Source organism: Streptomyces sp. NPDC020299, from assembly GCF_044387825.1.
Classification (GTDB): domain Bacteria; phylum Actinomycetota; class Actinomycetes; order Streptomycetales; family Streptomycetaceae; genus Streptomyces.
The window spans coordinates 253,358-278,289 of sequence record NZ_JBIRWL010000009.1 but is presented as its reverse complement, the minus strand read 5'-3'; the positions used below and the strand labels follow the sequence as shown (position 1 = coordinate 278,289).

At 71.0% G+C, this 24,932-nt stretch carries 18 protein-coding genes; 8 read left to right on the top strand and 10 right to left on the bottom strand.

Annotation, left to right across the window (positions count from 1 at the left end; all coding sequences use genetic code 11):
- Positions 1-24 precede the first annotated feature (24 nt).
- From ACH45E_RS24210 to ACH45E_RS24195, 4 genes are all read left to right on the top strand, one after another.
- Positions 25-1,032, top strand: a complete 1,008-nt coding sequence (locus ACH45E_RS24210) for a hydroxyacid dehydrogenase (protein WP_361451809.1) — start codon at positions 25-27, stop codon at positions 1,030-1,032.
- Positions 1,029-2,096: a LacI family DNA-binding transcriptional regulator gene (locus ACH45E_RS24205; RefSeq protein ID WP_361451812.1), complete on the top strand. Its 1,068-nt coding sequence runs from the start codon at positions 1,029-1,031 to the stop codon at positions 2,094-2,096. The genes ACH45E_RS24210 and ACH45E_RS24205 overlap by 4 nt, the downstream gene beginning before the upstream one ends.
- A 110-nt stretch (positions 2,097-2,206) precedes the next feature.
- Positions 2,207-3,535 (top strand): radical SAM protein, encoded by a 1,329-nt coding sequence (locus ACH45E_RS24200; RefSeq protein ID WP_361451815.1) that lies wholly within the window; start codon positions 2,207-2,209, stop codon positions 3,533-3,535.
- A 283-nt stretch (positions 3,536-3,818) separates the two neighbouring features.
- The gene (locus tag ACH45E_RS24195; RefSeq protein WP_361451817.1) at positions 3,819-5,309 is read left to right on the top strand and encodes a cellulose-binding domain-containing protein; all 1,491 of its coding nucleotides are present in this window, start codon (positions 3,819-3,821) and stop codon (positions 5,307-5,309) included.
- Positions 5,310-5,367: 58 nt separating this feature from the next.
- On the opposite strand, the gene ACH45E_RS24190 is transcribed toward ACH45E_RS24195, so the two are convergent.
- From ACH45E_RS24190 to ACH45E_RS24180, 3 genes are all read right to left on the bottom strand, one after another.
- Complete coding sequence (locus ACH45E_RS24190) at positions 5,368-6,381, bottom strand: ABC transporter substrate-binding protein (protein ID WP_361451820.1); 1,014 nt, start codon at positions 6,379-6,381, stop codon at positions 5,368-5,370.
- A 71-nt stretch (positions 6,382-6,452) separates the two neighbouring features.
- A complete protein-coding gene (locus ACH45E_RS24185) occupies positions 6,453-7,514 on the bottom strand; it encodes an ABC transporter permease (protein WP_361451823.1) in 1,062 nt (353 codons plus the stop codon).
- The gene (locus ACH45E_RS24180) at positions 7,511-8,335 is read right to left on the bottom strand and encodes an ATP-binding cassette domain-containing protein (RefSeq protein ID WP_361451826.1); all 825 of its coding nucleotides are present in this window, start codon (positions 8,333-8,335) and stop codon (positions 7,511-7,513) included. The genes ACH45E_RS24185 and ACH45E_RS24180 overlap by 4 nt, the downstream gene beginning before the upstream one ends.
- A 235-nt stretch (positions 8,336-8,570) precedes the next feature.
- On the opposite strand from ACH45E_RS24180, the gene ACH45E_RS24175 reads away from it, so the two are divergent.
- Entirely contained in the window at positions 8,571-11,084 is a 2,514-nt protein-coding gene (locus ACH45E_RS24175) for an NB-ARC domain-containing protein (protein ID WP_361451829.1), read from the top strand.
- A gap of 166 nt (positions 11,085-11,250) precedes the next feature.
- Here the strand turns inward: ACH45E_RS24175 and ACH45E_RS24170 are convergent, their stop codons facing one another.
- Together ACH45E_RS24170 and ACH45E_RS24165 are read right to left on the bottom strand one after the other, a co-directional pair.
- Complete coding sequence (locus ACH45E_RS24170) at positions 11,251-12,936, bottom strand: hypothetical protein (RefSeq protein WP_399041417.1); 1,686 nt, start codon at positions 12,934-12,936, stop codon at positions 11,251-11,253.
- Between the two features lie 187 nt (positions 12,937-13,123).
- Positions 13,124-13,333 carry a hypothetical protein gene (locus tag ACH45E_RS24165; RefSeq protein WP_361451835.1) on the bottom strand — a complete coding sequence of 70 codons (210 nt, stop codon included), beginning with the start codon at positions 13,331-13,333 and terminating at the stop codon, positions 13,124-13,126.
- 249 nt (positions 13,334-13,582) lie between these two features.
- Between ACH45E_RS24165 and ACH45E_RS24160 the strand changes: the two genes are divergently transcribed.
- The gene (locus tag ACH45E_RS24160) at positions 13,583-15,172 is read left to right on the top strand and encodes a ubiquinol-cytochrome c reductase cytochrome b subunit (protein ID WP_361451838.1); all 1,590 of its coding nucleotides are present in this window, start codon (positions 13,583-13,585) and stop codon (positions 15,170-15,172) included.
- Positions 15,173-15,292: 120 nt separating this feature from the next.
- On the opposite strand, the gene ACH45E_RS24155 is transcribed toward ACH45E_RS24160, so the two are convergent.
- The 5 genes from ACH45E_RS24155 to ACH45E_RS24135 form a co-directional block, all read right to left on the bottom strand.
- Positions 15,293-15,790 (bottom strand): Ohr family peroxiredoxin, encoded by a 498-nt coding sequence (locus tag ACH45E_RS24155; RefSeq protein ID WP_361451841.1) that lies wholly within the window; start codon positions 15,788-15,790, stop codon positions 15,293-15,295.
- 269 nt (positions 15,791-16,059) lie between these two features.
- Positions 16,060-16,956, bottom strand: a complete 897-nt coding sequence (locus ACH45E_RS24150; RefSeq protein ID WP_361451844.1) for an RNA polymerase sigma-70 factor — start codon at positions 16,954-16,956, stop codon at positions 16,060-16,062.
- A 210-nt stretch (positions 16,957-17,166) separates the two neighbouring features.
- Positions 17,167-19,566, bottom strand: a complete 2,400-nt coding sequence (locus ACH45E_RS24145; protein ID WP_361451847.1) for an FtsX-like permease family protein — start codon at positions 19,564-19,566, stop codon at positions 17,167-17,169.
- Positions 19,567-19,756: 190 nt separating this feature from the next.
- Complete coding sequence (locus ACH45E_RS24140) at positions 19,757-20,251, bottom strand: hypothetical protein (RefSeq protein WP_361451850.1); 495 nt, start codon at positions 20,249-20,251, stop codon at positions 19,757-19,759.
- An 87-nt stretch (positions 20,252-20,338) separates the two neighbouring features.
- Complete coding sequence (locus ACH45E_RS24135; RefSeq protein WP_361451853.1) at positions 20,339-21,280, bottom strand: sigma-70 family RNA polymerase sigma factor; 942 nt, start codon at positions 21,278-21,280, stop codon at positions 20,339-20,341.
- A gap of 265 nt (positions 21,281-21,545) precedes the next feature.
- Here ACH45E_RS24135 and ACH45E_RS24130 point away from each other — a divergent pair, with 265 nt between their 5' ends.
- Together ACH45E_RS24130 and ACH45E_RS24125 are read left to right on the top strand one after the other, a co-directional pair.
- Entirely contained in the window at positions 21,546-21,974 is a 429-nt protein-coding gene (locus ACH45E_RS24130; RefSeq protein ID WP_361451856.1) for an SsgA family sporulation/cell division regulator, read from the top strand.
- Positions 21,975-22,156: 182 nt separating this feature from the next.
- Positions 22,157-24,889, top strand: a complete 2,733-nt coding sequence (locus tag ACH45E_RS24125) for an AAA family ATPase (RefSeq protein ID WP_361451859.1) — start codon at positions 22,157-22,159, stop codon at positions 24,887-24,889.
- Positions 24,890-24,932: the final 43 nt, after the last annotated feature.

Below are 24,932 nucleotides of genomic sequence, written 5' to 3'. Positions count from 1 at the left end.
TCACCGAGCCGGAAGGCCACTTCCTTGCCCGAGCGTCCCCAGGCACTGTTCGCCATGACGGACCAGAACGTGCCGCACATCTTCCCGCCGGAGGTGCTCGCGCGGCTGCGCGAGCACGTAGAAATCGATCCCACTCTGGTGGCGCGGGACTTCACCGACCCACGGATCCGGGAGGCGCTCGCCCGCACCGAGGTCCTCATCACCGGCTGGGGCTGCCCCCGCCTGGACACGGCCGCCCTCGACGCGGCCCCCAGGCTGCGCGCGGTGCTGCACGCGGCCGGCTCGGTCAAGGGCTTCACCACCGAGGAGGTCTTCAAGCGCGGCATCGCGGTCTCCTCTGCCGCCGCCGCCAACGCGCTGCCCGTCGCCGAGTACACCCTCGCCATGATCCTGCTCGCCGGGAAGGACGTCTTCGGCTACCGCGACCAGCTCCGCACCCGCCGCGAATTCCCCTACGGCGACATCCTCCCCGGCATCGGCAACTACGGCCGCCGCGTGGGCATCGTCGGCGCCTCCCGCATCGGCCGCCGGCTGATCGAGCTGCTGCGCCCCTACGACCTGCGGGTGACTCTCGCCGACCCCTACGTCGACGAGGCGGAGGCCGCCCGGCTCGGCGTCCCCCTCCTCACGCTCGGCGAACTGCTGCGCACCTCGGACATCGTCACCGTGCACGCCCCCGAGACCCCGGAGACCCGGCACCTCCTCGGCGCCCGCGAACTCGCCCTGATGCCCACCGGCTCGGTCCTGATCAACACCGCGCGCGGTTCGCTCGTCGACCACGACGCCCTGGTCACCGAGCTGCGCACCGGACGGGTGAGCGCCATCCTCGACGTCACCGACCCCGAGCCGCTGCCCGCCGGCTCGCCGCTCTTCGACCTGCCCAACGCCTTCGTCACCCCCCACCTCGCCGGCTCCCAGGGCAACGAGGTGGCCCGCCTCGGACAGACGGTCGTGGACGAGGCCGAACGGCTCGTGAACGGAAGCGGGCTGGCGTACGCGATCGACCACACCGTGCTGGAGCGGGCGGCGTGACCACGGCCAGGCGGACGCAGACGGCGGGCGGCGACACCTCGACCGTACGGGACGTCGCGGCCCGCGCCGGGGTCTCCGCCTCGACCGTCTCCCGCGTCCTCGGCGGCACCTACCCGGTGGCCGAGACCACCCGCGCCAGGGTCCTCAAGGCCATGCGCGAACTGGACTACGTGGTCAACGCGCACGCCCGGGCCCTCGGCGGCGCCACCAACAAGACGGTCGCCTTCGTCGTCGACGACGTCACCGGCCCCTTCTACGCCCACATCGCGCGCGGGGTGGAGGAGCAGGCCTCCGCGGAGGGCCGGCTGTGCATGCTGTGCACCACGCACGGCGACCCGCGCCGCATCCTCGCCGTCGTCGAGACCATGCGCGAGCAGCGGGCGGACGCGGTGATCGTGGTCGGCGGGGCCTGGGAGGACAAGGCCTACCAGGACCGCATGACCCACTTCGCGCACGCCCTCGACCGGGCCGGCTCCCGGCTGGTCCTGGTCGGCCGCCCGCCGCTCGGGCCGGGAGTGCCCGCCACGGTCGTCGACTACGACAACGAGGGCGGCGCCTTCGCCCTGACCACCCATCTGCTGTCCGCCGGCCACCGGCGCATCGCCTACCTCGGCCGGGTCCCCGGCCTGTCCACCAGCGGCCAGCGCGTCCGCGGCTTCACCCGGGCGCACGAACTCCTCGGCCTGGCCCCGGATCCCGCCCTGATCCTCGACGGTGCCTTCTCCCGCTCGTACGGCTACCGGGCCACCTGCGAACTCCTGGACGACGGGAGGGAGTTCACCGCGATCTTCGCCGCCACCGACATGATCGCCACCGGGGTGGTCCAGGCCCTGCGCGAGGCGGGCCGGCGCATCCCCGACGATGTGGCGGTCGCCGGGTACGACGACATCCCGGTCGCCCGCGACGTGTATCCCGCGCTCACCACCGTGCACGTCCCCCAGGAGGAGCTGGGCCGCGCCGCCGTCCGCCTGGCCCTGCACCGCGACGAGCTGCCCGACGGCCAGCATCTGGTGCTGGGCACCCATGTGGTGCTGCGGGAGTCGACGCGGCGGGCGGACGGCTGACCCCGCCCTCCGCGGCGGCCGACGCGCCCGTGGGGGGACCCGGCCGGGCAGTCGTACAGGCGGGGGCATACCGTGAGGAGTCGAACGCCTGAGCCGGGAGGAGACACGGGATGGGCAGCCGCACCGCGCTGGTCGAGGATCTGATGGAGAGGTTCCCGCACGTACCGCGGGAAGCCGTCTTCAAGGAGGACCTGCTCCGCGGCGGGGTCGCCTTCGACGCGTCCGCGCTCTCCGACAACGAGAGCGGCGAGGTCAAGCCGAAGTCGTACTTCATCTTCTCCTTCGACCACGGCACCCTGCCCGAGCTCGGCGAGGCTGCGCTGCGCCGGCCCCCGGAGGAGATCATCCTCACCGGCGGCCCGTACGACCTGCGGCGCACCGTCGTCTCCGTGCGCGTCAACCCGGCCTCGCCCTACCGGGTCGCCGCCGACGACGAGGGCGTGCTCGGGCTCTACCTGGACGGTAAGCGGATCGCGGACGTGGGCGTGCCGCCGATGCCCGAGTACTACCGGCACACCCTGTCCAACGGGAAGTCGGTGATGGAGGTCGCCCCGACCATCCAGTGGGGCTACCTGATCTACCTGACCGTCTTCCGGGTGTGCCAGTACTTCGGTGCCAAGGAGGAGTGCCAGTACTGCGACATCAACCACAACTGGCGCCAGCACAAGGCGGCCGGCCGGCCGTACACCGGCGTCAAGGACGTGGAGGAGGTCCTCGAGGCGCTGGAGATCATCGACCGGTACGACACCCAGAAGGCGTCCACCGCCTACACCCTCACCGGCGGCGCCATCACCAAGACGGTCGCCGGGCGCGACGAGGCCGACTTCTACGGCCACTACGCCAAGGCCATCGAGGAGCGCTTCCCGGGCCGCTGGATCGGCAAGGTCGTCGCCCAGGCGCTGCCGCGCGACGACGTACAGCGGTTCAAGGACTACGGCGTGCAGATCTACCACCCCAACTACGAGGTGTGGGACCGCCGTCTGTTCGAGCTGTACTGCCCGGGCAAGGAGCGCTACGTCGGCCGCGACGAGTGGCACAAGCGGATCCTCGACTCGGCGGAGATCTTCGGCGCGCGCAACGTGATCCCCAACTTCGTGGCGGGCGTGGAGATGGCGGAGCCCTTCGGCTTCACCTCCGTCGACGAGGCCATCGCCTCCACCACGGAGGGCCTGCGCTTCTTCATGTCGCACGGCATCACGCCCCGCTTCACCACCTGGTGCCCCGAGCCCACCACTCCGCTCGGCAAGGCCAACCCCCAGGGCGCGCCGCTGGAGTACCACATCCGGCTGCTCCAGGCCTATCGCCAGACCATGGACGACTTCGGCCTCTCCTCGCCCCCCGGCTACGGTCCGCCCGGCCCCGGACGCGCCGTCTTCTCCGTCAGCTCCTTCATGGACAGCCTTCCGGCGCGGGAGCCGGCGCAGGACACGCACTTGTAATCCTTCCGCGACGGACGGTGAGTGGAAACGCGCTCCCGTCCGTACAAGAGGCCGGAGATGTGGGGCACGGTGGGCACCCGTGCGCTCACCCCGGTCGTCATGTCCGTATCATCTGGGCTGACACACGGGGCGGGCATGATCGTGGTGCTGCCGGCAACCGGTTTTGAATATGCCGCTTGTCAGTTGTGTCAGAGACGTGAAAAGCTCTGGCCCTGCCGCGAGGTTCCCCCCAACTCCCTTACGAATATGGTGAGTTGACCTCGCTCGTGGATGCAGGAGACCCATGCCCGACCTGCCGAAGCCCCAGGACGCCGCCGAGGCCGCGCTGTTCTCCGAGTACTGGGACGCGGTGCTCTCCTACGCCGACCTGTGCACCTCCGGCGCCACCTCGGCCAACCAACTGGCCACGGAGGCCTTCGAGCTCGGCCTGCTGGAGGCCCGCGCCGCCGACGCCTCCCCGGGGCGTGGCCGCCGGCCGGCCCGGCTGCCCATGACGCCCATGCTGCTCACCGCGGTACGCAGCACGGCGGCGGGCTGGGAGGCCGCAGGCCTCGGCCACAAACTCGATCCCGACCTCAGGCTGTGGCTCAACTCCGAGAAGGCCGCCCGTTACACCGGGCCGCCCCTGCTGCGCCCGGTCGCCCTGCGCGGCCTGCGGGACATGCAGGACGCGGACGCGTCGCTGCTGTGGCTGGCCGAGGTGGAGGCGCTCCCGCTGCCGGCCGTCGCCCGCCGCCTGGGCCTCGACCCGGCCGACGCGACCCGCGAACTGGACCAGGTGCGCGGTCTGTTCCGGGACCGCTGCCACCGCGCCCACCTCGACTCGCCGATGGACGCGCAGTGCCGCAGCTACGCGCGTCTCCTCGACGCGGTCACCCGCTCGCCCGCCGCCGACACCCCCGAGGACCTCTCGCGGCACCTCGCCACCTGCGTGCAGTGCGCGGAGGCCGCCGCCTGTCTGCGGCTGCACGGCGGTGGCATACCCGCGGCCCTGGCCGGCGGCGTGATCGGCTGGGGCGGCCTCGCCTACCTGGAGCGCCGCCGCCGGGCCGTGGAGGTGCGTCAGGGCAAGGCGCGCCCCCAGCAGCAGGACCCGGAGACCGGGGAGTTCAAGGACGCCGCGCACCGCAGCCGGGTCGTGCGCAACGGGCTGCTGGGCGCCGCCGTACTGCTGTCGCTGCTGGCGCTCGGGGTGTCGATGATGCCGTTCGGCTCCGGCGGCGACACCGTGGCCGCACGCGACGACCGTCAGCCGGTCGCCGACCCCAGCCCCTCCCTGCCGACCGCGGCCCCGCTGCCCTCCGCCTCGGCATCCCGTTCCGCGGGCCAGTCCTCAGGGGGTCCGGCGACCAAGTCCGATCCCGTCGGCTCCGACTCCGACCCGGAACCGCAGGGCACCTCCTCCTCCACCGCCCACGAGACCCCCAGCGGCAGCGGCGGCGCGGACGGCACCGGCGGCCCGGCCGCCTGCCGGGTGGAGTACAACCTCGTCAACCAGTGGCCCGACGGCTTCCAGGCCACCGTCACCGTCTTCACCGACGAGCCCCTGTCCGGCTGGAGCGTCGCCTGGTCCTTCCGCAACGGCCAGTCGGTCGGCCAGATGTGGGACGCGAGCGTCACCCAGCACGGCTCCCGTGTCACCGCCGCCGCGGCCGACTACAACAAGTCCGTCGCCGCGGGCGGCAGCCTCTCCTTCGGCTTCCTCGCCTCCTGGCACGGCAGCAACGCGGCGCCGTACGACTTCACGCTCAACGGCGAGAGCTGCGCGAAGTAGTACGGCCGGCGGCCCCCCCATGCGTGAGGGGGTCCGCCGGCCGCCACGGGCGGGCCGGTCAGCAGCCCGACTTGTAGAAGTACTTGCTGACCGAGGGCTGGTTCATGTTGGCCTTCGTGATGGCGACCATGCCGGTGCCCACCGACTTCCTCACGGACTTGCCCTCGAACGCGGCGGCGAGCTGGTCGACGGCCTGCCTGCCGATCGCCGCCGGATCCTGGGCGACCAGGACCTGGAGGGTGCCCGCCTTGAGCGCGGCGATCTCGTCGGGCTCGGCGTCGAAGGCGGCGACCTTGACCTTGCCCTGCTTGCCCGCCTGCTTGAGGCCGGTGGCGATGCCCTGGCCGGTGTTGGTGTTGCCCGCGAAGGCACCGCCCAGATCGGGGTGGGCCGCCAGCGTCGACTGGATCTGGGAGGCCGCGGTGGCCGGCAGGTCGTTGTCGTAGAGGGTGGGCAGCACCTTGATGCCCGGGTACTTGGCCATCTCCTCGGTGAAGCCCTTGATCCGGGCATCGGTGGTGGAGACGCCGGGCTTGACGCTGATCACGATCACCGAGCCCTTCTCGTTCATCAGCTTGGCGAGCGCGTCGGCGGCGACCCGGCCGCCCTTCTCGTTGTCCGACGAGATACGGGTGATGCCGACCGAGGAGTCGGTGACCGTGGTGTCCACGAGCGCGACCTTCGTTCCGGACGACTGGATCTGCTTCAGCGAGGGGGTGAGCGCGCTGGTGTCGACCGGCGAGATCATCAGCCCGTCGGGCCGGGCCGCCGCGACGGAGTCGAGCAGGGGCCGCTGGACCGACACGTCCCACTGCGCGGACCCGTCGGCGGTGAAGTCCATGCCCTTCGCCTTGGCCTCGGCCTTGGCGGCGCAGGTCATGGTGATGTAGAAGGGATCGCTCTTCACACCGGTGATCAGCCGGACCTTCTTGTGAGCGGCACCGCCCGAGGACCCGGAACCGCCGCTGTCCGACGAACCGCACGCGGCGGCGCCGGTCAGGGCCAGCACGACACCCGCGGCGACCAGCAGCCTGCGGTTGCCGCGCATGCTCGACATACTCGACTTGGACATGACGGTGCTCTCCTTGGGTCTGGACGCTCTCGGGGTCATGAGCGCTTCCGGGGTCATGAGCGCTCCCGGGGTCATGAGCGCTCCCGGGTCTTCCTGCGCATCTGGTCGATGTAGACGGCCGCCACCAGCACGACGCCCACCGCGACGTCCTGCCAGTACTGCTGGACACCGATGACGATCAGCCCGGTGGTGAGCACGGCGGGGATGAACACGCCGATCACGGTGCCCAGCACCGATCCGCGCCCGCCGAAGAGGCTGGTGCCGCCGAGGACCACCGCGGTGATCACCTTGAGGTTGTCGGTGGAGTGCCCGGCGATGGACGTCGTGCCGTACGAGGCCAGCCACATCACCGCGCCCAGCCCGGCCAGCAGACCCATCAGCCCGTACACCTTGATCAGGTGCCGCCCCACCGGGATGCCCGCGCGCCGTACGGCGGCCGGGTTGGAGCCGATCGCCAGGGTGTGCTCGCCGAACCTCGTACCGGCCAGAACCGCGCCGAACACGGCGGTGACCACCGCGGCCAGCACCACCATCCACGGGATGCCGAGCACCTTGCCGAAGCCGAGGCTGTTCTGCAGACGGGTGGCGGCCGCCCCGGCCGGGTCCTGGCCGCCCGTCGCGAGTTCGGCCAGACCGAGCGCCGCACCGAGGCCGCCGAGCGTCACGATCAGCGGGGGCACCTTCCCGGTCGCCACCACCGCTCCCTGGAGGGCGCCCCACGCGGTGCCGACGGCGAGGGCGATCAGGACGCACACCGCGACCGTGCCCCAGCCCGCCTCGGCCCCGCCGTGGTGGATGTTGTACTCGCCCGCGGCCACCGCGGCCAGGACGAGGACCGAGCCGATGGACAGGTCGATGCCCGCCGTGATGATCACGTACGTCATGCCGACGCCGAGCACCAGATAGATGGAGGCGTTCACGGCGATCTGCGTGAGGTCGTACGTGGTGAAGAACTTGCCGGGCGCGGCGATGGTGAAGAACGCGACCAGCGCCGCGAGGATCACGAAGGTCCACACTTCGCTGACGCCGGCCGCCCGCCGCAGCCACCCGGGGACCGCCGCCCCCGTGCGAGGGGGAACGGGCGGCTCCTGCGCCGGAACGGGCGGCCGGGTCCTCTGGCTGTCGGCGGTCATCTCCCGTCCTCCGATTCCTTCACCGCGGCCGGGCCCAGGGCCTGGTCCTGCCGCGCGGGGGCGTCGTCCAGCGATCCGGTCATGGCCCCGACGAGCTCCTCGATCGTGGTGTCCGCCGCGGTGAACGACGCGACCCGCCGGCCCAGCCGCAGTACCTCGACCCGGTCGGCCACCGACAGCACCTCGGGCATGTTGTGGCTGATCAGCACGGTGCAGATGCCCCGGTCGGCGACCTTGCGCACGGTTTCCAGAACGCGGGCGCGCTGTACGACGCCCAGCGCGGCGGTCGGCTCGTCCATGAAGATGACCTTGTTGGCGAACGCGACCGCGCGCGCCACGGCCACGGACTGCCGCTGGCCACCCGACAACGTTGTCACCGGAGCGGTCACGTCCTTCAGTTCCACACCGAGCTCGGCGAACGCCCTGACCGCCTCCCGCCGCATGGCGGGCCGGTCCAGCACACCCAGCCGGCCGAGGGCGCCACCGCGCACAAGTTCCCGGCCGAGATACAGATTGGCCGCCGCGTCGAGATCGGGCGCCAGCGAAAGATCCTGGTAGACGGTCTCGAGGCCGTGCCGCTGCGCGTCCATCGGCCCGCTGAACCGGACCGGCACCCCCTCCAGGCGGACCTCGCCGCCGTCCGGGGCGACCACGCCCGACAGTACGTTCACCAAAGTCGACTTGCCGGCACCGTTGTCACCGATCAGGGCGACGACCTCGCCGGGGTATGCAGTGAAGTCCGCGCCCTGGAGCGCCTGGACGTGGCCGAATCGCTTGAAGATGCCGGATGCCGTGAGAAGTGGTTCCCTTGCAGAGGCCATATGTGCCTTCTGGTTGCTCGTTGACAGTCCGTCGATTCTGGGCAGCCCGTGGGTGGGCGTCAAGGGTCGCGTGCGAACAGAGAGTTGGATGGTGCGGGGCCCCGGCCTGGGCCAGTGGTGCCGGTGACCGCCCTGCGGGGGAGAGTGCGGCGAGTCGAGGTGTGCACGCGGCCAAGATCTCTCTACGGTGGGTGCCCGACGGCTCTGCGGGGCAGCGGAACACGAAGGGGGTCGGGTGGAAGCCGAGTTGGCGGCGCTTGCCGCGTCCGGTGCCACGGCGTTCGTCGGATTACTGGTGTCGGAGGCCTTCGAGCAGGCGAAGGGCCGACTGGCCCGGTTCCTCGGGCGACAGCCCGGAGGCGAGGCGGCCGAGGAGGAACTGGCCTCCACAAGTGACGAGTTGGCGAGAGCGCGCGCGGCAGGTGACGAACGCGCCCAGGCCGCTGTCCACGCCCGGTGGGAGGAGCGGCTGGCAGGGATCTTCCAGCAGGATCCCCGTGCCGCGGGCGAACTGGCGTGGCTGGTGGCCGAGTCGGCGCCGCACGCGTCGCGGACCTTCGTCAGTCTGGTCAGCGGCGGGGTGAACTACGGGCCGGCCTTCCAGGGTTCGCACATCCACGGGGGCATCGTCTTCAACGTCCAGCCCGCACAGCCGCCGGGGCCGGACGGCCCGGACCGGCCGGACCAGGTTCCTGTCGTGACCGTACCGTTCAGCAACCGCACGGTCGAACTCGCCGCACTGGACGAGGCGCTCGGCGCGCCGGCACGCAGGCGGGGGTCCGTCGGCATCGGGGTGCTGGAAGGGCTGCCGGGCGTGGGCAAGACAGCCACGGCCTGGCGATGGGCCGAACTGGCCCGGGAGCGCTTTCCGGACGGACAGCTGTACGTGGATTTCGCGGCCCTGCGTGACCAGTCGGCACCGTCGGGTGCGGCGAGCGCGGACGTCTCCGAGGCCCTGGCCATGTGCCTGGGTGCGCTGCCGGGAGGCGACAAGGGCATCCCGGACTCGATCGCGGCGCGGACCAATCTCTTCCGGTCGCGCTCGGCGAACCTGCGCCTCCTGCTCGTCCTGGACGACGTGAACCAGCCCTCCCAGGTGCGTCCGCTGATTCCCAAGGGGCCGGGCAGCGCGGTCCTGGTCACGAGCCAGGGCCGGCTCGGTGAACTGGTCCTGAACGACGGCGCCCGGCTGATCCCCGTGAAACCGCTGGACCCGCGGGGTGGGCTGGCGCTGCTGAAGGACCGGTTGGGTGAGGAAGCGGTCGCGTCCGAAGGTGAGGCCGCTCGGCGGCTCGTGGAGCTGTGCGGTGGGCTGCCGGTGGCCCTGCAGGTCGTAGCGGCGCGCCTGGTCACCGACGACGGCCTGAGCATGACGGCGCTGGCCGGGGAACTGGAAGACGAGGCCGGCCGACTGGCCGGCCTGGCACTGTTCGGAGGGGAGTCGCCGGTGTCCGCTGTCCTCGGTTGTTCGTACCGGCTGCTGGCACCGGACGCGGCTCGGCTCTACCGGCTGCTCGGCTGGGTACCGGTCGGCGTCTTCGACGCCGGCGTGGCCGCGGTCGCCGCCGGGGCGGACACGAGCAGCGCGAAACGGCTGCTGGGCGTCCTGGCGAAGGCGAGCCTCGTCGAGACCATGCGGGACGGCCGTTACCGCATGCACGATCTCGTCCGTCTGCACGCGCGTGAGTGCGCGCTGCGGGAGGAGCCGGAGACCGAGTACGCGGCGCTGACGGAGCGGGTGGGCACGCACTACCTCGTCCTGACCGCGTTCGCCGACCGTGCGGTACGGGAGGACCGGCTGAGGGTCGCCCGGCTGTCAGCCCTGCTGCGGGACGCCGACAACCCGTTCGCCGCCGCCGGCGGGCCCTCCCCGCTGGAATGGATGGACGCCGAGCGCCCCGCCATCCTCGCGGTACTGCGCACGGCCGGCCGGCACGGGCTGCACACCCTGGTCTGGCAGCTGGCCGAGGCGTTCACGGCCCTGTTCCTGCATCGCCGCTACCTCGGGGCCTGGAAGGAGTCGCTGGAGCTGGGTGCGACGGCGGCCGCCGCCGCGGCGGCGTCGGCGGGCACGGCGGAGGAGGTCGCGCTGGCCACGGCGGCCGAGGCGAGGTTGCGCAGCCTGCTCTCGCGCCCGCTGCTGGACCTCGGGTACGACGATCGCGCGGGCGAGGAACTGGAACGGGCGGCCGCCCTCGCCGAGGTGGCCGGCGACCTCGTCGTACACGCTTCCGTGCGGGAGTTCCTCGGACGGTACCAGGACCGCTTCGAGCCCTCACGTGCCGTCGAGACGCTCCGCCTCTGCCTCGAACTCAACGAACGGGCCGGGGAAGCCCGCGGCGCGGCCATCGCCGCCTTCTTCCTCGGGTGCGCGCAGGACGCCCGGGGCGATCACGCGGAGGCCATGGCCGCACTTGTCCGGGCCCGCCGGGACCTGGCCGGCATGCGGGAGCCCGACCTGCGCATGGCGGCCCGGGTGGGCGCGGCCATCGGCGTCGTACACGATCACCTCGGCGAGACCGAGGACGCGGTCCGCGAACTGCGCGACGCGGTCCGGGTGCTGGAGGAGAAGGAAGCGGGGCACTACGCGGCGCAGGCCCTGGAGCGGCTCGCCGATGTCGTGGAAGGGGCGGGAGGCCAGAAGGACCTGGTGCGCGAGTACGTCGGGCGGGCCCACGCGATCTATTCGGCGGCCGGCAACCCCCGGGCGGAGATCCTGCACCGACGGCTCCAGGGCCTCGACGGCTGAGGGCGACCTCCGGACGGAGGGCCTGTTGCGAAAGGCCCGTCGTCCGCCCGGAGGGCGGGCCCGGCGCCCGCCGCGATGGGGGAGGCCTGGTGTCGCAGTCGGTGCGTGCTCTGGGGGCTCCCCCCGGCCGAAGGCTGGGGGAGGGACTTTCGCTTCGCAACAGGCCCTAACCGGTCGGTGCGGCGGGACGGAGGCGCAGGGTCACGTCCTCGTCGCGCAGGTCGCCGATCCGCAGTGTCACCGGGGTGTCCGTCAGCGGAGTCCCGGTGCGCAGGCAGGCGTAGACGACCGCGGCCGGCAGGCCCGGATCCAGGGCCGGCCCGGTGGTCGCCACCTCCACGGTCCGGCCGTCCCTGAGCCCGACCAGACAGCGGCCCCCGCGCACCGCCGACGCCGCGAGCAGGCTTCCGGGCAGCTCGGCGAGTGCCTCGCCGATCCAGCGCAGAGCCCCGGCCGCGGAAGACGCCGGATCGCGCCGGACGAGTACGGAGGCGCTTTCGGTCAGCCGGTGGTCGCGCTCGTCGTCCGTGCCTGCCAGATGGGTGAAGGTGACCGCGGTGTCGGGGCGACCGGCGTCGTATGCGGCGACGGCCGCCGGGAAGCGGCGCACGGTGACGGCCGGCTCTCCGCCGCTCCCGGTGACCTCGGTGATCACCTGCCACGAGGTGACGGGTGCGGCGGGCGGATCCGGAACCGGCAGTACCGGGGAAGCCGGGGACGGGGAGGACGGCTCCGGGAGCTTCAGGAGACCGTAGACCGCGGCGCGGAGCCGGGCGAGAGCGTGCCCGGGCTCCGCGAAGGCCTGCCCGGCGACCGCGGCGTAACGATGGGGCGCGTGCTCGCTCGCGGCCCTCTTCACCTGCTGGAGCAGATCCCCGCGAGGATCGAGCCGGGGTGCTGCGGCCGCCAGCGCGTGGACGGCCGTCCCGGGCACCGCGTCCTCACCGAACGCGCCCAGCAGTACGGGTGTGCCGGTCGCCGCGCCGTACAGCGTCACCGAACCGTGGTCGCCCACCAGGACGGTCGAGGCGACGAGAGCGGGTCGCCAGGCGTGGACGGCGGGGACCAGCAGCAGGCCCGCGTCCAGGGCGGAGGCGAGCAGGGTGCGGATCTGCCAAGCCCCGTGCGCCGACCACACGTTGGGATGGATGATCGCGCCGACCCGGTACTCGTCGCAGGGAAGCCGCGCGAGCAGACGGGGGAGGAGGTCCGGGTGGCGTCCCAGGAGCGACGTGGGCCCCCAGGTGGAACTGACCATGACCAGGCGCTGATGCTCCGCGACGCCCAGGGCCTCTCGATAGGCCTCCCCGCGCTGCCGGCTGGCGACCAGTTCGTCGAAGCAGGGATCACCTACCAGCAGCGTGTGCCCGGCCGCCTTCGGATGGGCGGCGAGCAACTGCTCCTCCTGCGCCGGGTGCGAGACCGCCAGCCAGGCCCGCCCGCTCTCCAGCAGGGAGTCCGGCACGACACCGGAGAGCCTCTCGCGCGAACTCCGCGAATCCGGCACGAGCTTCTGGAACCCGATGCCGTGCGGCAGCACCAGGACCGGGCAGTCGCCCTCCGGTACGTCGATGTTCTCGCTGGCCGAGAGGATGAGGTCGACAGCGATGTCCCGGAGCTGTTCCCAGGGCATGACCCGGCACCCTGCGTCGCGGAGGAGGTCCGGTACGCCGGAGTTGAAGGCGGACGTGGGGTCGTAGGCGAAGACGACGGTCACACGGGGGTCGTCGCGCAGGAGCGACGGCAGTGTCTCGAGCACCCGCACGGTCGATGTGACCGTACGGGCGGCGACGACGAGAGTGCGTTCGCCCGGGAAGGTGCTCCAGCGGTGGGCGTCACGCCCCACGGGCACGCGCAGCGGCCGGCTACCGAACAAGGCACCCGCCCCCGACGAACCCGCCTCTCCAGCCGGCTCGCGGCTCGCGGCTCGCGGCTTATGGTGCGTTTAGCGTATTTCAACCCGGTTGGCAATCTATGGGGCGGCTTCATCGCGGAGCATCGCCGAGACCAGACGTGTGGACTCGTACACGGTAACGAATTCAGTCGATCGCACCGTCCGGCGGCTCGGCCGCGGCGGAGGCATCCCGGTGCAGCAGGCGGAGTGTGTGGGCGAGCGTCTCGATGCCCGCATCGGTCTGGTCGATCTCCTCCTGAAGCATGCGCACCCGTGCCTCCAGCAGTGCGGCCTCAGCCGCCAGGGACACACTGGTGACGGCAGGGTCGGAGGCTTCCTCGGGGTCCGGTGGCATCAGGCGTCCCTCTGCTCTTCACTGCGATGGTTCAAGGAGAGCGGCGTGCGTGCCGCCCTCCGCAATGACCGGACAGCCGAGCCGGATGTGACAGCGCGCCCGCCAGGCGGCATCCGGCGGACGGGTGTCACAGATGCGCGGGTTGTCCGGTCCTATGTGGCAGCCCCCGGTACCTCGTCGTGAAGACAAGAGAGTGTGATTGATTTCCGGGGCCTCCCCACGCACAGGAATCCCGGAGGTTTCGCTGTCATGACCGCTGAGCGAGGAGAACAGGCCGCCTTCCGGCGCGATCAGGAACAGCGTTCGTCGCGGCGTGAGCGAATCCGGAGGATCTTCCCGGACCACTGGTCGTTCGTGCTGGGAGAGATCTGCCTTTACAGCTTCGTCGTCCTTCTCATCACCGGTGTGTATCTGTCCTTGTACTTCCATCCGTCCATGAAGGAGGTGAGATACGACGGAACGTACGCACCGTTGAGGGGCCAGTTGGTGTCGGAGGCGTTCGATTCGACCCTGCACATATCCTTCGACGTCCGCGGCGGCCTGCTGATCAGGCAGGCGCATCACTGGGCGGCGCTGGTCTTCGTCGCGGCTCTGCTCGTCCACATGATGCGCGTGTTCTTCACGGGCGCCTTCCGCAAACCCCGTGAGTTCACCTGGATCGTCGGCTTCCTGCTGCTGGTACTCGGTATGTTCGAAGGGCTCACGGGATACGACCTGCCGGACGACCTCCTGTCGGGGACGGGGCTCGCGGTCGTGAACGGGACGATCCTTTCCCTCCCGATCGTCGGAACCTATATCTCGATGTTCCTCTTCGGCGGCGAATTCCCGGGCACGGACCTCGTGGCCCGCTTCAACGTGATCCACGTCCTGCTCATCCCCGGCCTCATGGTGGGACTTCTGGTCCTCCACCTGTTCCTGATATTCCGTCACCGGCACACGCAGTACCCGGGTCCGGGGCGCAGCGAGAGCAATGTCGTGGGGCTGCCGGCGAAGGTGCGGGCCGTGAAGTCCGCCGGAGTCTTCTTCCTCGTGGCGGGCGTCATTGTCGTCATCGCCGCGGTCGTGCAGATCAACCCCGTCTGGTCGTACGGCCCCTACCGCAGTGATCAGGTCTCGGCCGGGTCGCAGCCCGACTGGTACATGGGGGTGGCCGACGGGCTGCTGCGGGTCATGCCCGGCTGGGAAGTCGTCTTCTGGGGGCACACGCTGGCGCTGGACAACCTGATCCCGCTCATGGCCGGCGTCGGCCTCTTCCTCGCCCTGGGCGCCTACCCCTTCGTCGAAGCCTGGGTGACCGGCGACAAGCGGGAGCGGCACCTCCTGGACCGGCCGCGCAACCAGCCCGTGCGCACCGCACTCGGCGTCGCGTGGCTGGGCTTCTACGCGACGGCCCTGATCGGTGCCGCGAACGACATCATCGCCATCCGCCTCCATGTCCCGGTCGAGTCGGTCACGTGGGCGGTCCGGGTCGGCCTGTTCGCCGTCCCGTGGGCGGCGTACGTCCTGACGAAACGGTGTGCCCTGGGCCTGCAGCGCAGAGACCGCGACACCGTGCTGCACGGCCGTGAGACCGGCGTCATCAAACGCCTGCCGCACGGTGAGTTCGTCGAGGTGCACGCACCGCTCAGCCAGGAGCGGCTGCACCTGCTGACCCAGCACGAGCAGTACGAGCCGATCGGTACCGATCCCGGGGCCGACGGAGGGGACGCGGCCACCGCGGCCCGCCTCACCCGGAAGCTGCGCGCCCGGCTCAGCAGCGCCTTCTACGGCGAGGACGCACAGATCACCAAGCCGACCGAGCAGGAGTACCGGCAGATCACCGGGGTGCACAGACACTGACCGCGGTACGGGATCGTGCGTGCCGGCCTGGTCGGGATCAGCGTCCGCACGCGGAAGAGCCGGGCATCGGTGACGATGCCCGGCTCTCGTCGGCCGTGCGGTCCTCGCGAGCCGTTCCGGCTAGGAAGCCAGCGTGATGTTCGTCGGCGTGCCCTGCCCGGCCATCTTGGCGTAGGGGCACAGCGAATCGGCCTTCTCCATCAGCGGGGCGGCCACGCCGGGATCGACGCCCGGCCACTCGACCACCAGGTCCACGCGCAACAGGTAGCCGCCGTCCGCGGGGTCCCGCCCGAACGCGACGGTCGCCTCGATGGAGATCGCCGAAGGGTCGAGCGCGGCCTGCCGTGCCACCAGGCTCAGCGCCCCGTGGTAACAGGCGGCGAAACCGGCGGCGAACAGCTGCTCCGGATTCGTACCCTGTCCGTCGCCGCCCAGTTCGGCGGGCATACGCAGGTCCAGATCCAGGACTCCGTCGGCCGAGCGGGCCCGGCCGGTGGCGCGGCCGTGACTCGCCGCACCGCCGCTCACCGTCACCGTCGTGGTGTAGATCGCGGCGAAGGACTCCCCGTCGAAGTCCTTTTCGGTGGACAGATCGGGCAACCTGGCCGGCTCGTTCACCGCGTGACCTCCTCGATGTCGCGGTCCACCGCCGGGCGCGGAGCCGGATCGGAGGTCCGGGGGCGGGAAACCACCGGCCGCCGGTCAGAGCCCACGGCCCTGTGTGTGCTGGGTGTCATGTTGTGCGCGCCTTTACGTGGTCGGGGCGTATCAGCCAGGGACGGTCCGGGACAGCTAGTTGACCGGCCTGTCCCCCCTGTTGTGACAAGCCTCGACGGAACACCCGCCCGCCCGGGGTCCGTGGCCGTCCGCAGCGTGCGGCAGCCGCCTCAGGCGTCCAGCGAAGCCACGTAAGGAACCAGTTTCGCTGGGTTCATCACCCACAAGAGGCGTTCGATGCCGCGCTCGGACACGTCGGCACAGAGCAGCACCTTGGCGTTGCCGTCCTCCGAGACCAGTACGGCGGGCCCGCCGTTGGCCTCGACCCAGCGGACATCCGTCCCCGGCCAGAAGCGCGGGGCGAAGGCGGCCAGATACCGGGAGACGTGTGGCAGCCCGGACACCGGGATCTTCGATGCCCCGCGCATCCCGCCGCCGTCGGCGTAGCTCACGACGTCCTGAGTGAGGACTTCCTCCAGTACGGCCAGATCACCGGTCCGAGCCGCGTCCAGGAACACCTCCAGCAGACGCCGGTGCGTGGCGTGGCTGACCGGTTCCCGGCGTTCCGCGGCCAGACGCCTGCGGGCGCGGGTCACCAGCTGGCGCGTGTTGGCCTCGCTGGTCTCCAGGATCTCCGCGATGCGGCGGTACGGGTAGACGAAGGCTTCCCGCAGCACGTATGCGGCGCGTTCCACGGGATTCAGCTTCTCGAGCAGGAAAAGGACGGCCAGGTCGACCGCCTCCGCCCGCTCCGCGCCCAGCTGCGGATCCGCCCTCGTGTCCACCGGTTCGGGCAGCCAGGGCCCCGTATACGATTCGCGCCGCACTCTGGCGGACTGGGCCACGTTGATCGCCAGCCGGGCGGTGACCGTGGAGAGGAAGGCGGCCGGTTCGTCGATCCCGGCGCGGTCGGTGCTCTGCCAGCGCAGCCACGCCTCCTGGAGGACGTCCTCGGCCTCTGCCGCGCTGCCGAGGACACGGTAGGCGATACCGAAGAGCTGGGGACGCGCCGCGACGAAGTCACTCGTCGCCCGCTCGAGGGAGCCTGGCCGGTCACCGGCGCGCATGTGTTCCTCCAGTCTCGGACCACCATGCTACAAGCCGGACCGGTGGTTCCTGCGTGTCGCCGCGAGCCGGACGGTCAACACGGTGGGATCCGCCGGACCGAACAGTGGGACGAACGCCCCAGCCAGTTCCGCGACCACCGCTCGGGGCCGCGACCGGCACGATGTCGCACAGGGCTCGACGGACATGCCGGACCACGACGGTACGACCGCTCACTCGTGGCGGAGGCCCTCCGGCCGCGTCGACCGCCACAGTGTGGGCAGGGTCAGCAGCGTCACGCCGACGGCGGCGGTCGCGCCGATGCCGGCCATGGCCGGCAGGGTGCTCCAGTCGTAGACCACGGACTTGCCCACGAGACCGAGCAGCGCGCCGCCGAGGAGCGTCCCGAGCAGCTCCGCGACGAGCAGCCCCAACGCGACGGGCAGTGCGGTCTGCCAGAGGACGGATCGGCCGAGCGTACGCCGCCCGGTACCGAAGGCGACCAGCACGGCCAGGACGCGTGCGCGGTCGCGGAGTTGTTCCAGCGCGCCGAGCAGCATGCTCGCGGCGATCAGCAGCAGGACGGCCGCCACCCCGGCGAGCAGGGCCCGCTTGATCCCGTCGAGGGCCGGATTGCCCTGCGGCTGTCCGGGGAAGTCGACGGTGAAGGAGGGGTCCAGCCGGGCGGCCGCGGTGCGGATGCGGTCCTGCACGTCCCTGCCTGCGGCCGGGTAGGTGAGGTCGACCGTGCTGACAGCGTGTGCGGTCGCGACCGGCCCAGCTGCCCCGGGGGTGGCGAACAGCATGCGCTCGGGGAAGTCACCTGGTGGATCGGCCTTCGTGGCGTGGGCGGTGGCGGTGATGCGCGGGGTTTTCCAGCTGGGGCCGTCCGCGCCGATGCGCAGCGTCACGCCCGACTTCCACGTGGTCATGTCGTCCGCCCCGGGCGTGCCGGCCGGGGTGACGAGGAAGGCGTCCCCGTCGGAACAGGCGGGCAGCACGGCCAGTCGGCGCAACCCGGCACAGCCGGCTATGCGGACCGTCTGCGGGAACGCGCCGTCGGACGTACTCACGGACAACTCCCCGAAGCCAACGGCCTGTTGAACACCGGGAGTCGCGGCGAACACCGAGGCGTACCGCTCCGCGTCTGCCTTGCCGTCATCGAGGCGGGCGTAACCGACCTGCGTGCGGGGCGCGGAGGACCCGTGTGCCGCCGGTGTGGTGCGGTCCGCGGATTGCTGGGTGATCCCGGTGAAGAGGGTCTGCAGTGCCACGGCACCGGCCACGGCGACCGCGATCCCGTTGACCGAGCGGGTGGCAGCCTCGCCGCTCAACTGCAGCCTTCGTACCGCCAGTTGCCAGGACAGCGGACCGAAGCCGCCGAACAGCCCGGTGAGGCGTTCCACGATCCAGGGCAGCACGGCGGTGACCCCGACGAGCAGCGCGAGCATGCCGGCGACCACCTGCACGACGGTGATGGGGTCGTGCAGGTCGGATGCGTTCCGCACGGACGTCCGCAGCAGGACCAGTCCGAGCAGGGGAAGGGTGATACGCCACCACAGGCGCCGGGTGGTCCCGCCGGACCTGCGGACGACTCCGAGGGGCTCCACGGCCACCTTGTCCATCGCCATCCGCGTGACGACGAGGGAGAGTGCGAGGACGCCGACGACCGTGAGGGCCGCCAGTAGGGGCTGCGGAGTGAGATCCTCGGTGAAGACGGCCAGCCCCTGTACCTCCACCAGCCCGATGAACCGGCGGCCCGTCATGAACAGGATCGCGCCCAGTGCGACCCCTGCCAGCGCGCTGACCAGCGTCTCGCCCGCGGCGATGCCGGCCGTCATCCGGCGGTCCGCGCCGACCAGCCGCAGGGCGGCCAGCCGCCGGTCCCGGTGTTCACCGCCGAACCGGACGGCCGCGGCGATGAACACACCGACCGGGGCGAGCAGTACGACGATCCCCGCGATGCCGAGCAGGGCGAGTTCGGGGGAGAGGGGCTTCTTCGGGTAGACCTTGCCGAAGTGGTCCAGTCGCCGCGTGCCCGCGACGCCGTTCACCATGTGGTCTCCGCCCAGGTAGAAGACGTACTCACCGGGGTCGAGCAGGCCCGGGTCGCCGACCTCGCCCACGACGGGGTGGGCGAGGCGCTCGCGCAGCAGTTCGCTGCCCGGTGCGGCCAGCAGCTTGCGCAGTGCCGGTGACACGACCATCTCTCCGGGCCGTGGATAACGCCGGAGTCCGGGCGCAAGCGGTGCGCCGGACCCCTCCGGCTGCACCATGCGGCCCCGGATCTTCTTGTCCCGGAACACGGTGTCGATGTCACTGATCAGCACAGTGCCCGCCGAGGGCTTGACGGCCCGGTCGTCGAGGTTGACGTCGATACGGTGGTGAATGCGCTCGTCCCGGTGGTGTCTGGCGGTGGGGATCGACGCGGCGAGCAACAGCACGGCGACGCCGAGCCCGACTCCGATGGCCGTCAGGGTGGTGCGGACCTTGCCGTCCCGGCCGCCGCTCAGGGCGAGCCGGGCACCGAGGCCGAGCGCGCGGAGTCCTCCGAAACGCCGCCCACCGCGCGGGGTTCTCGAGGTGACGGCATGACGCGCATCTTGCCGGGCTGGGCTCACTGTCTTCCTCATGGCCGTACGGAACGGGGGCGGCATGGCGTGGAACCCGCCTGCCGGCATGCCCGCACTATACACAGAAGGTATAGTCATGCACACCTACATGACGTCAACCATTGAACACCGTGTCACAACATCCTGCGTGCAAGCGGTCGCCGGCGCAGAACGTACGGGCAGTCGCCCGCTGGATCGGGGACGCGGAGATTTACGCGGCGCGGTACAGACCCCGGCCCGCGCGCTGGATCCGGGATGTGCCGACCAGGCGGTCGAGAGTGCTGCGCACGGCGTTGATGCTGCCGCTGTCCGTGGCACGGCCGAGAGCCTCGGCGACATCGCGGGCCCGGACGTCGGTGTCACCGGCTCCGGCGAAGTAGTCCAGGATCTGCTCGGTGAGTTTGCCGTACTTCTGCTGACCGCCCGCCTCGTCGGAGGCCGTGGTCTCGTCGACGGGAGCCGTCGCGGCCGGCTCCCGTCGCGGCTCCACGCGGGCGGCGCCGCCGGCTTCGGACGGTGCCGACCCGGCGGCGGACATGAGGGTCTGCAGCGCGCCCAGGGCCCGCTGGACGGAGCCGAGGTGCGCCTTGACCGCAGCCAACTCCCGCTCCAGGGCCTGCTTCTGGACCTCCAGCCGAGCCAGGTCGTCCTGGAGGCTCTCGGCGGTGACCTCGATCTCGTGCGCAGTGTGGGTTACAGACACCATGTGTTCCTCTCGCCCCTCAACCCTGTGGTCGCGCCCGTGCCCCGTGCCACGACATGTCATTCGACTCGCTGCCAGTACCACGCAACATCATAGGCAGGAACTGCGGGTTGGTGTGCCCGACGCGGTCGCGTACCGCGAGCGGGAGTCGAGGAAAGCGGCGATCTTGCTCGGGTTGAACACCCACATGACCCGGTGGATCCCCTCGCGCGAGGCCGCGACGGTCATGAAGGTCGAGGGGCGGCCGTCCCGGTGGAGCAGCACCCCACCGCGTCCGTTGGCCTCGACGGACCGTACCTCCACCTCGCCCCAGAACCTCGGATACGCGGTCGAAAGGTTCGCCACGCGGGTGCGCCCCAGTACCGGCACGCGCGCGGCGCCGCGTATGCCGTTGCCGTCGGACAGGCTGACGGCATCCGGGGTGAGAAGCGCTTCCAAGGAGGCGATGTCGCCGTTCTGCGCCGCCGCCACGAACGTCTCCAGCAGGCGCCGGTGTTCGGCGGCGTCGACATTCCCGCGGTGCTCCGCGCCGAGGTGTGTGCGGGCGCGGCTGACGATCTTGCGGACGTTGACGACGGTCAGCTGGAGGATTTCGGCGATCTCGGCGTAGGCGTAGTCGAACGCCTCGCGCAATACGTATGCGGCCCGCTCCGTGGGGGTCAGCTTCTCCAGGACGAGCAGGATCGCGAGTTCCAGGGCTTCGGCCCGCTGGGCGCCCACCTCGGGATCGCTGCTGGTGTCGACGGGTTCGGGCAGCCAGGGGCCGATGTAGGTCTCGCGCCGCACCCGGGCGGACTGGGCCACGTTGATCGCCAGCCGGGTGGTGGTGCTGGACAGAAAGGCCGCCGGGCTGACGACCACCGAGCGGTCCGTCTTCTGCCAGCGCAGCCACACCTCCTGCACCACGTCCTCGGCCTCGACCGCGCTGCCCAGTACGCGGTATGCGATTCCGAAGAGGCGTGGCCGGAGTCCCACGAAGACGGACACGGCCCCGTCCAGGGCATCGTCCGCGGGGGGTGTCTCGGGATGCATGATCCTTCTGTCTCCGTTCCTCCGCGGGGCGGGACCACCCACAGGGCCCTGCTCCCGTCGCATCAGCCCTACTGACCGTGGAGGCCACTGTTTTGTGACAGGTGTGACGTGTCGCTGCGGCCGTGGCATCGAAAACGTGTGGATGTTGTGCGTCTGGGCCGGCCAGGCAGGCCGCTCACAGTCACTTGACTGATGCATCAGGCCTCCGCCGGTCCCAGGCTTGGAGGAGCAGCCGCCGTGGCGGGAAGACGAGAGAGGACGAAGTATGAGCGGGCGGGACACCCGGCCCGAGCCGGTGACGTGCCGGACGGTCGTCGCTCTTGTCGAAGAGGAGGCGGCGTTGCCGGTCATGACAGATCTCCGGTACGACAGCGCGGAGCCGTATTCAGTATCCATGGCATTCAACGCGGGCACCGACGTGGCCATTGAGTGGGAATTCGGGCGCGAACTCCTTGTTGCGGGTCGACGGCGCCTCGCAGGCCTCGGCGACGTCCAGGTGTGGCCTGAAGAAATCCGCGGTCACGGGTTGGTGTACATGTCATTCAGGTCGGGCTGGGAAAAGTTTGTCGTAGCCACATCGGCGGTGGTGATCGACGAATTCCTGCACCGCACGTTCGAGGCCGTGCCCCTTGGAGAAGAAAGTCGTCATGTGGGTGTCGAAATTCGGGTGAGCCACTTGCCGGATGATGCATGACGACTGCACCGGTCATATGAGAGGCGGCACCTGACGGGTACGATGGCGGTGGGAACTACCCGTTGACGAAGGAAGCTTCACGTGCTGTGCCCGACGCCTGCTGTGCCGATCAGTGATCGTCCGGTCCTGCCTGAGCTTCCAGCCATGGTTTCCGCCCGGCCCGTTCCGGTCCGCACGCGACGATGATCGGACGGGACAAGGAGCTGCGCACCCTGCGGGGGTTGCTGGCGGACGCCGCGGCCGGGCACGGCAGTGCGCTGCTCGTCCATGGTGCCGCTGGTGTCGGCAAGTCGGCTCTGCTGCGCACGCTCGGGGCCGAGGCCACCGGGAGCGGCTTCCAGGTGCTCCGCACGTCCGGGGTGCAGCCCGAGCAGTGGCTGCCGTTCGCCGCGCTGCAGCTGCTGCTGCAACCGGTCACCCGTGGCATGAAGGACCTGGCGGCTCCGCACCGGTCGGCGCTGAGCGGCGTGTTCGGAGCCGGGGACACCGAGCCCGAGATATACCGGGTCGCACTGGCCGTGCTCGAGCTGCTCGCCGACGCGGCCAACCGGCAGCCGCTCCTGCTGCTGGTCGACGACGTGCAGTGGATCGATTCCTCCAGCAGGGACGTGCTGAAGTTCGTCGCCCGGCGCACCCGCGACCTCGCCATACAGGTGATCGCCGCCTCCCGGATCCAGTACTCCGAGTCGTACGTGCTCCTGGACCTCCCTCTGGAACCGCTCGGCCCGCCGGCCGCAGCCGAATTGCTCGATGTCAGCAAGCCCGACCTGCCGGCGCCGTTGCGGGCGCTCATCCTGGAGCGTGCCGCGGGCAATCCGCTGGCCCTGGTGGAGCTGCCCAAGGCGGTGCAGGGCGTGAGCACGCAGATGGACGACCTGCCGCTGACCCAGCGCCTGGAGGATGCGTTCTCCGCGCGTACCGATGCGGTGAGCCGGGAGTGTCGCACGCTGCTCCTGGTCATGGCCGCCGAGCCGGCGGCGCCCCTGAACCTGCTGCTGGACGTGTCGAGTCGCCTCTCCGGCTCGGCGGTCTCCGTCGATGCGGTGCAGGAGGCGGTCGACGCGGATCTGGTCAGCCTGGTCGGCTACACCGCCGAGTTCCGCCATCCGCTGATGCGCACGGCGATCTACACCCACGCTACGCTCGCCGACCGGCTGGCCACCCACCGTGCCCTCGCATCGGTGATGGACGACAGCCCGGAGCATCAACTCGCCCACGAGGCAGCGGCCACCATCGGGCCGGACGAAAAGCTGGCCGCCAGACTCGAGCGTTTCGCCGATGAGTCGCAGGCCCGAGGAAAGGTGGCGGCCGCCGTCCCGGCGCTGCGCCAGGCGGCCGACCTGGTCGCCGATTCGCAGCGCCGGACCGGCATCCTGGTCCGGGCGGCCGAGCTGTCCAGCGAGATCAACGACCGCATCGGCGTCCAGAAGCTGCTGGACCGCACCGACAAGAGCGCGCTGGGCCGGGTGGAGCGGGCCCGCCTCATGGTGGTGTCCGACAGTTCTGCTTTCGAACCGGGCGAGCCGCAGCGACGGATCCAGGACATGGTCACGGCGGCGGCCGGAGCGTTCGACGCGGGAGCCGAAGACGTCGCGGAGAACCTGCTGTGGCGCGCCGGCGCACGATGCTTCTTCCAGGACGGCGATGCTCAGGTGCGTGCTCGGGCCGCAGCGGAACTGGACCGATGGAATCCTGATCCGGACTCCCCCCACGTGCTGACGGTGCGGGCGTACACCGAGCCGTACCAGTACGGGGCCGACGTGATCGCACGGCTCGACAGAATCCGGGCAAACCGTCAGGACGGCCGGAGCCTGCATTTTCTCGGCAGTGGCGCGATGGTCATCGGTGACATCAGCCGCGCGGCCCATTACCTCGCGCTGGCGGCCGCGGCATGGCGGTCGCAGGGCCGGCTCGGGCTGCTCGCCCGTTCGCTGGCCGCCAGTTGGCCGCAGGTGTACCTCGGCCGTCTCGAGCGAGCTCGCGAGGAGTCCGCCGAGGGGCTGACCCTGGCCGAGGAGACCGGGGAATGGATCGTCTGGCTGGGACTGAAGGCTACGGCCGGCCTGGTGGCGGCGCTGCGCGGAGAAGCCGAACAGGCAGCGCGGACGGTCCGCGAACTACGCACGCACAGTCTGTTCCCGGGCATGCCGTTCGTCACCGTGATGGCACAGCAGACCGACGGCCTGCTCGCTCTCTTCGACGGCCGCGCGATGGAGGCATACCACCTTCTCGCTCGTGCGTTCGATCCCGGTGACCCGCACTACCACTCGGTGAGTCGCTGGCTGCTCGCACCGGACCTGGCCGATGCCGCGGTCGCCGCGGGCACCGTGCAGCAGGCCCGGGAACTGCTGTCCGGCCTTCCGGAGCTGGCCGGACAGCTGCCTTCGGAAATGATGGCGGTGGCGCACGCCTACACCGACACGGTGCTGGCTCCGGACGACGCAGCGGAGGAGCGCTTTGCCGCGGCCCTCACCGCACTGCCGGCCGACTGGACCCTGTCACGTGCCCGGCTGCATCTGCACCAGGGCCGCTGGTTGCGCCGCCAACGCCGCAATGTGGACGCCCGGCACCCGCTTCGACTCGCCCGCGACGAGTTCGACCGTGCCGGTGCGCGGCCCTGGGCCGAGATGGCCCGCGAGCAACTGCGTGCCACCGGCGAGTCGAGCAGCCGACGTTGCGCGAACACCGGCGAGCAGCTCTCGGCCCAGGAGATGCAGATAGCCGTGCTGGCGTCACAGGGGCTGAGCAACAGGGAGATCGGCCAGCGCCTGTTCATCTCGCACCGGACCGTGGGCGCGCATCTGTATCGCATCTATCCACGCCTCGGCATCACCGGCAGGGGCAGGCTCGCCGCCGCACTCGCCGCTCTCCACGATGAACAGCCCAGATCCGACGTCTCCAGCGCCCCGGCGTGACGCGCCGGCGAGGGAAGCGAAACGTCGCCCGCCCGTCAGCCGT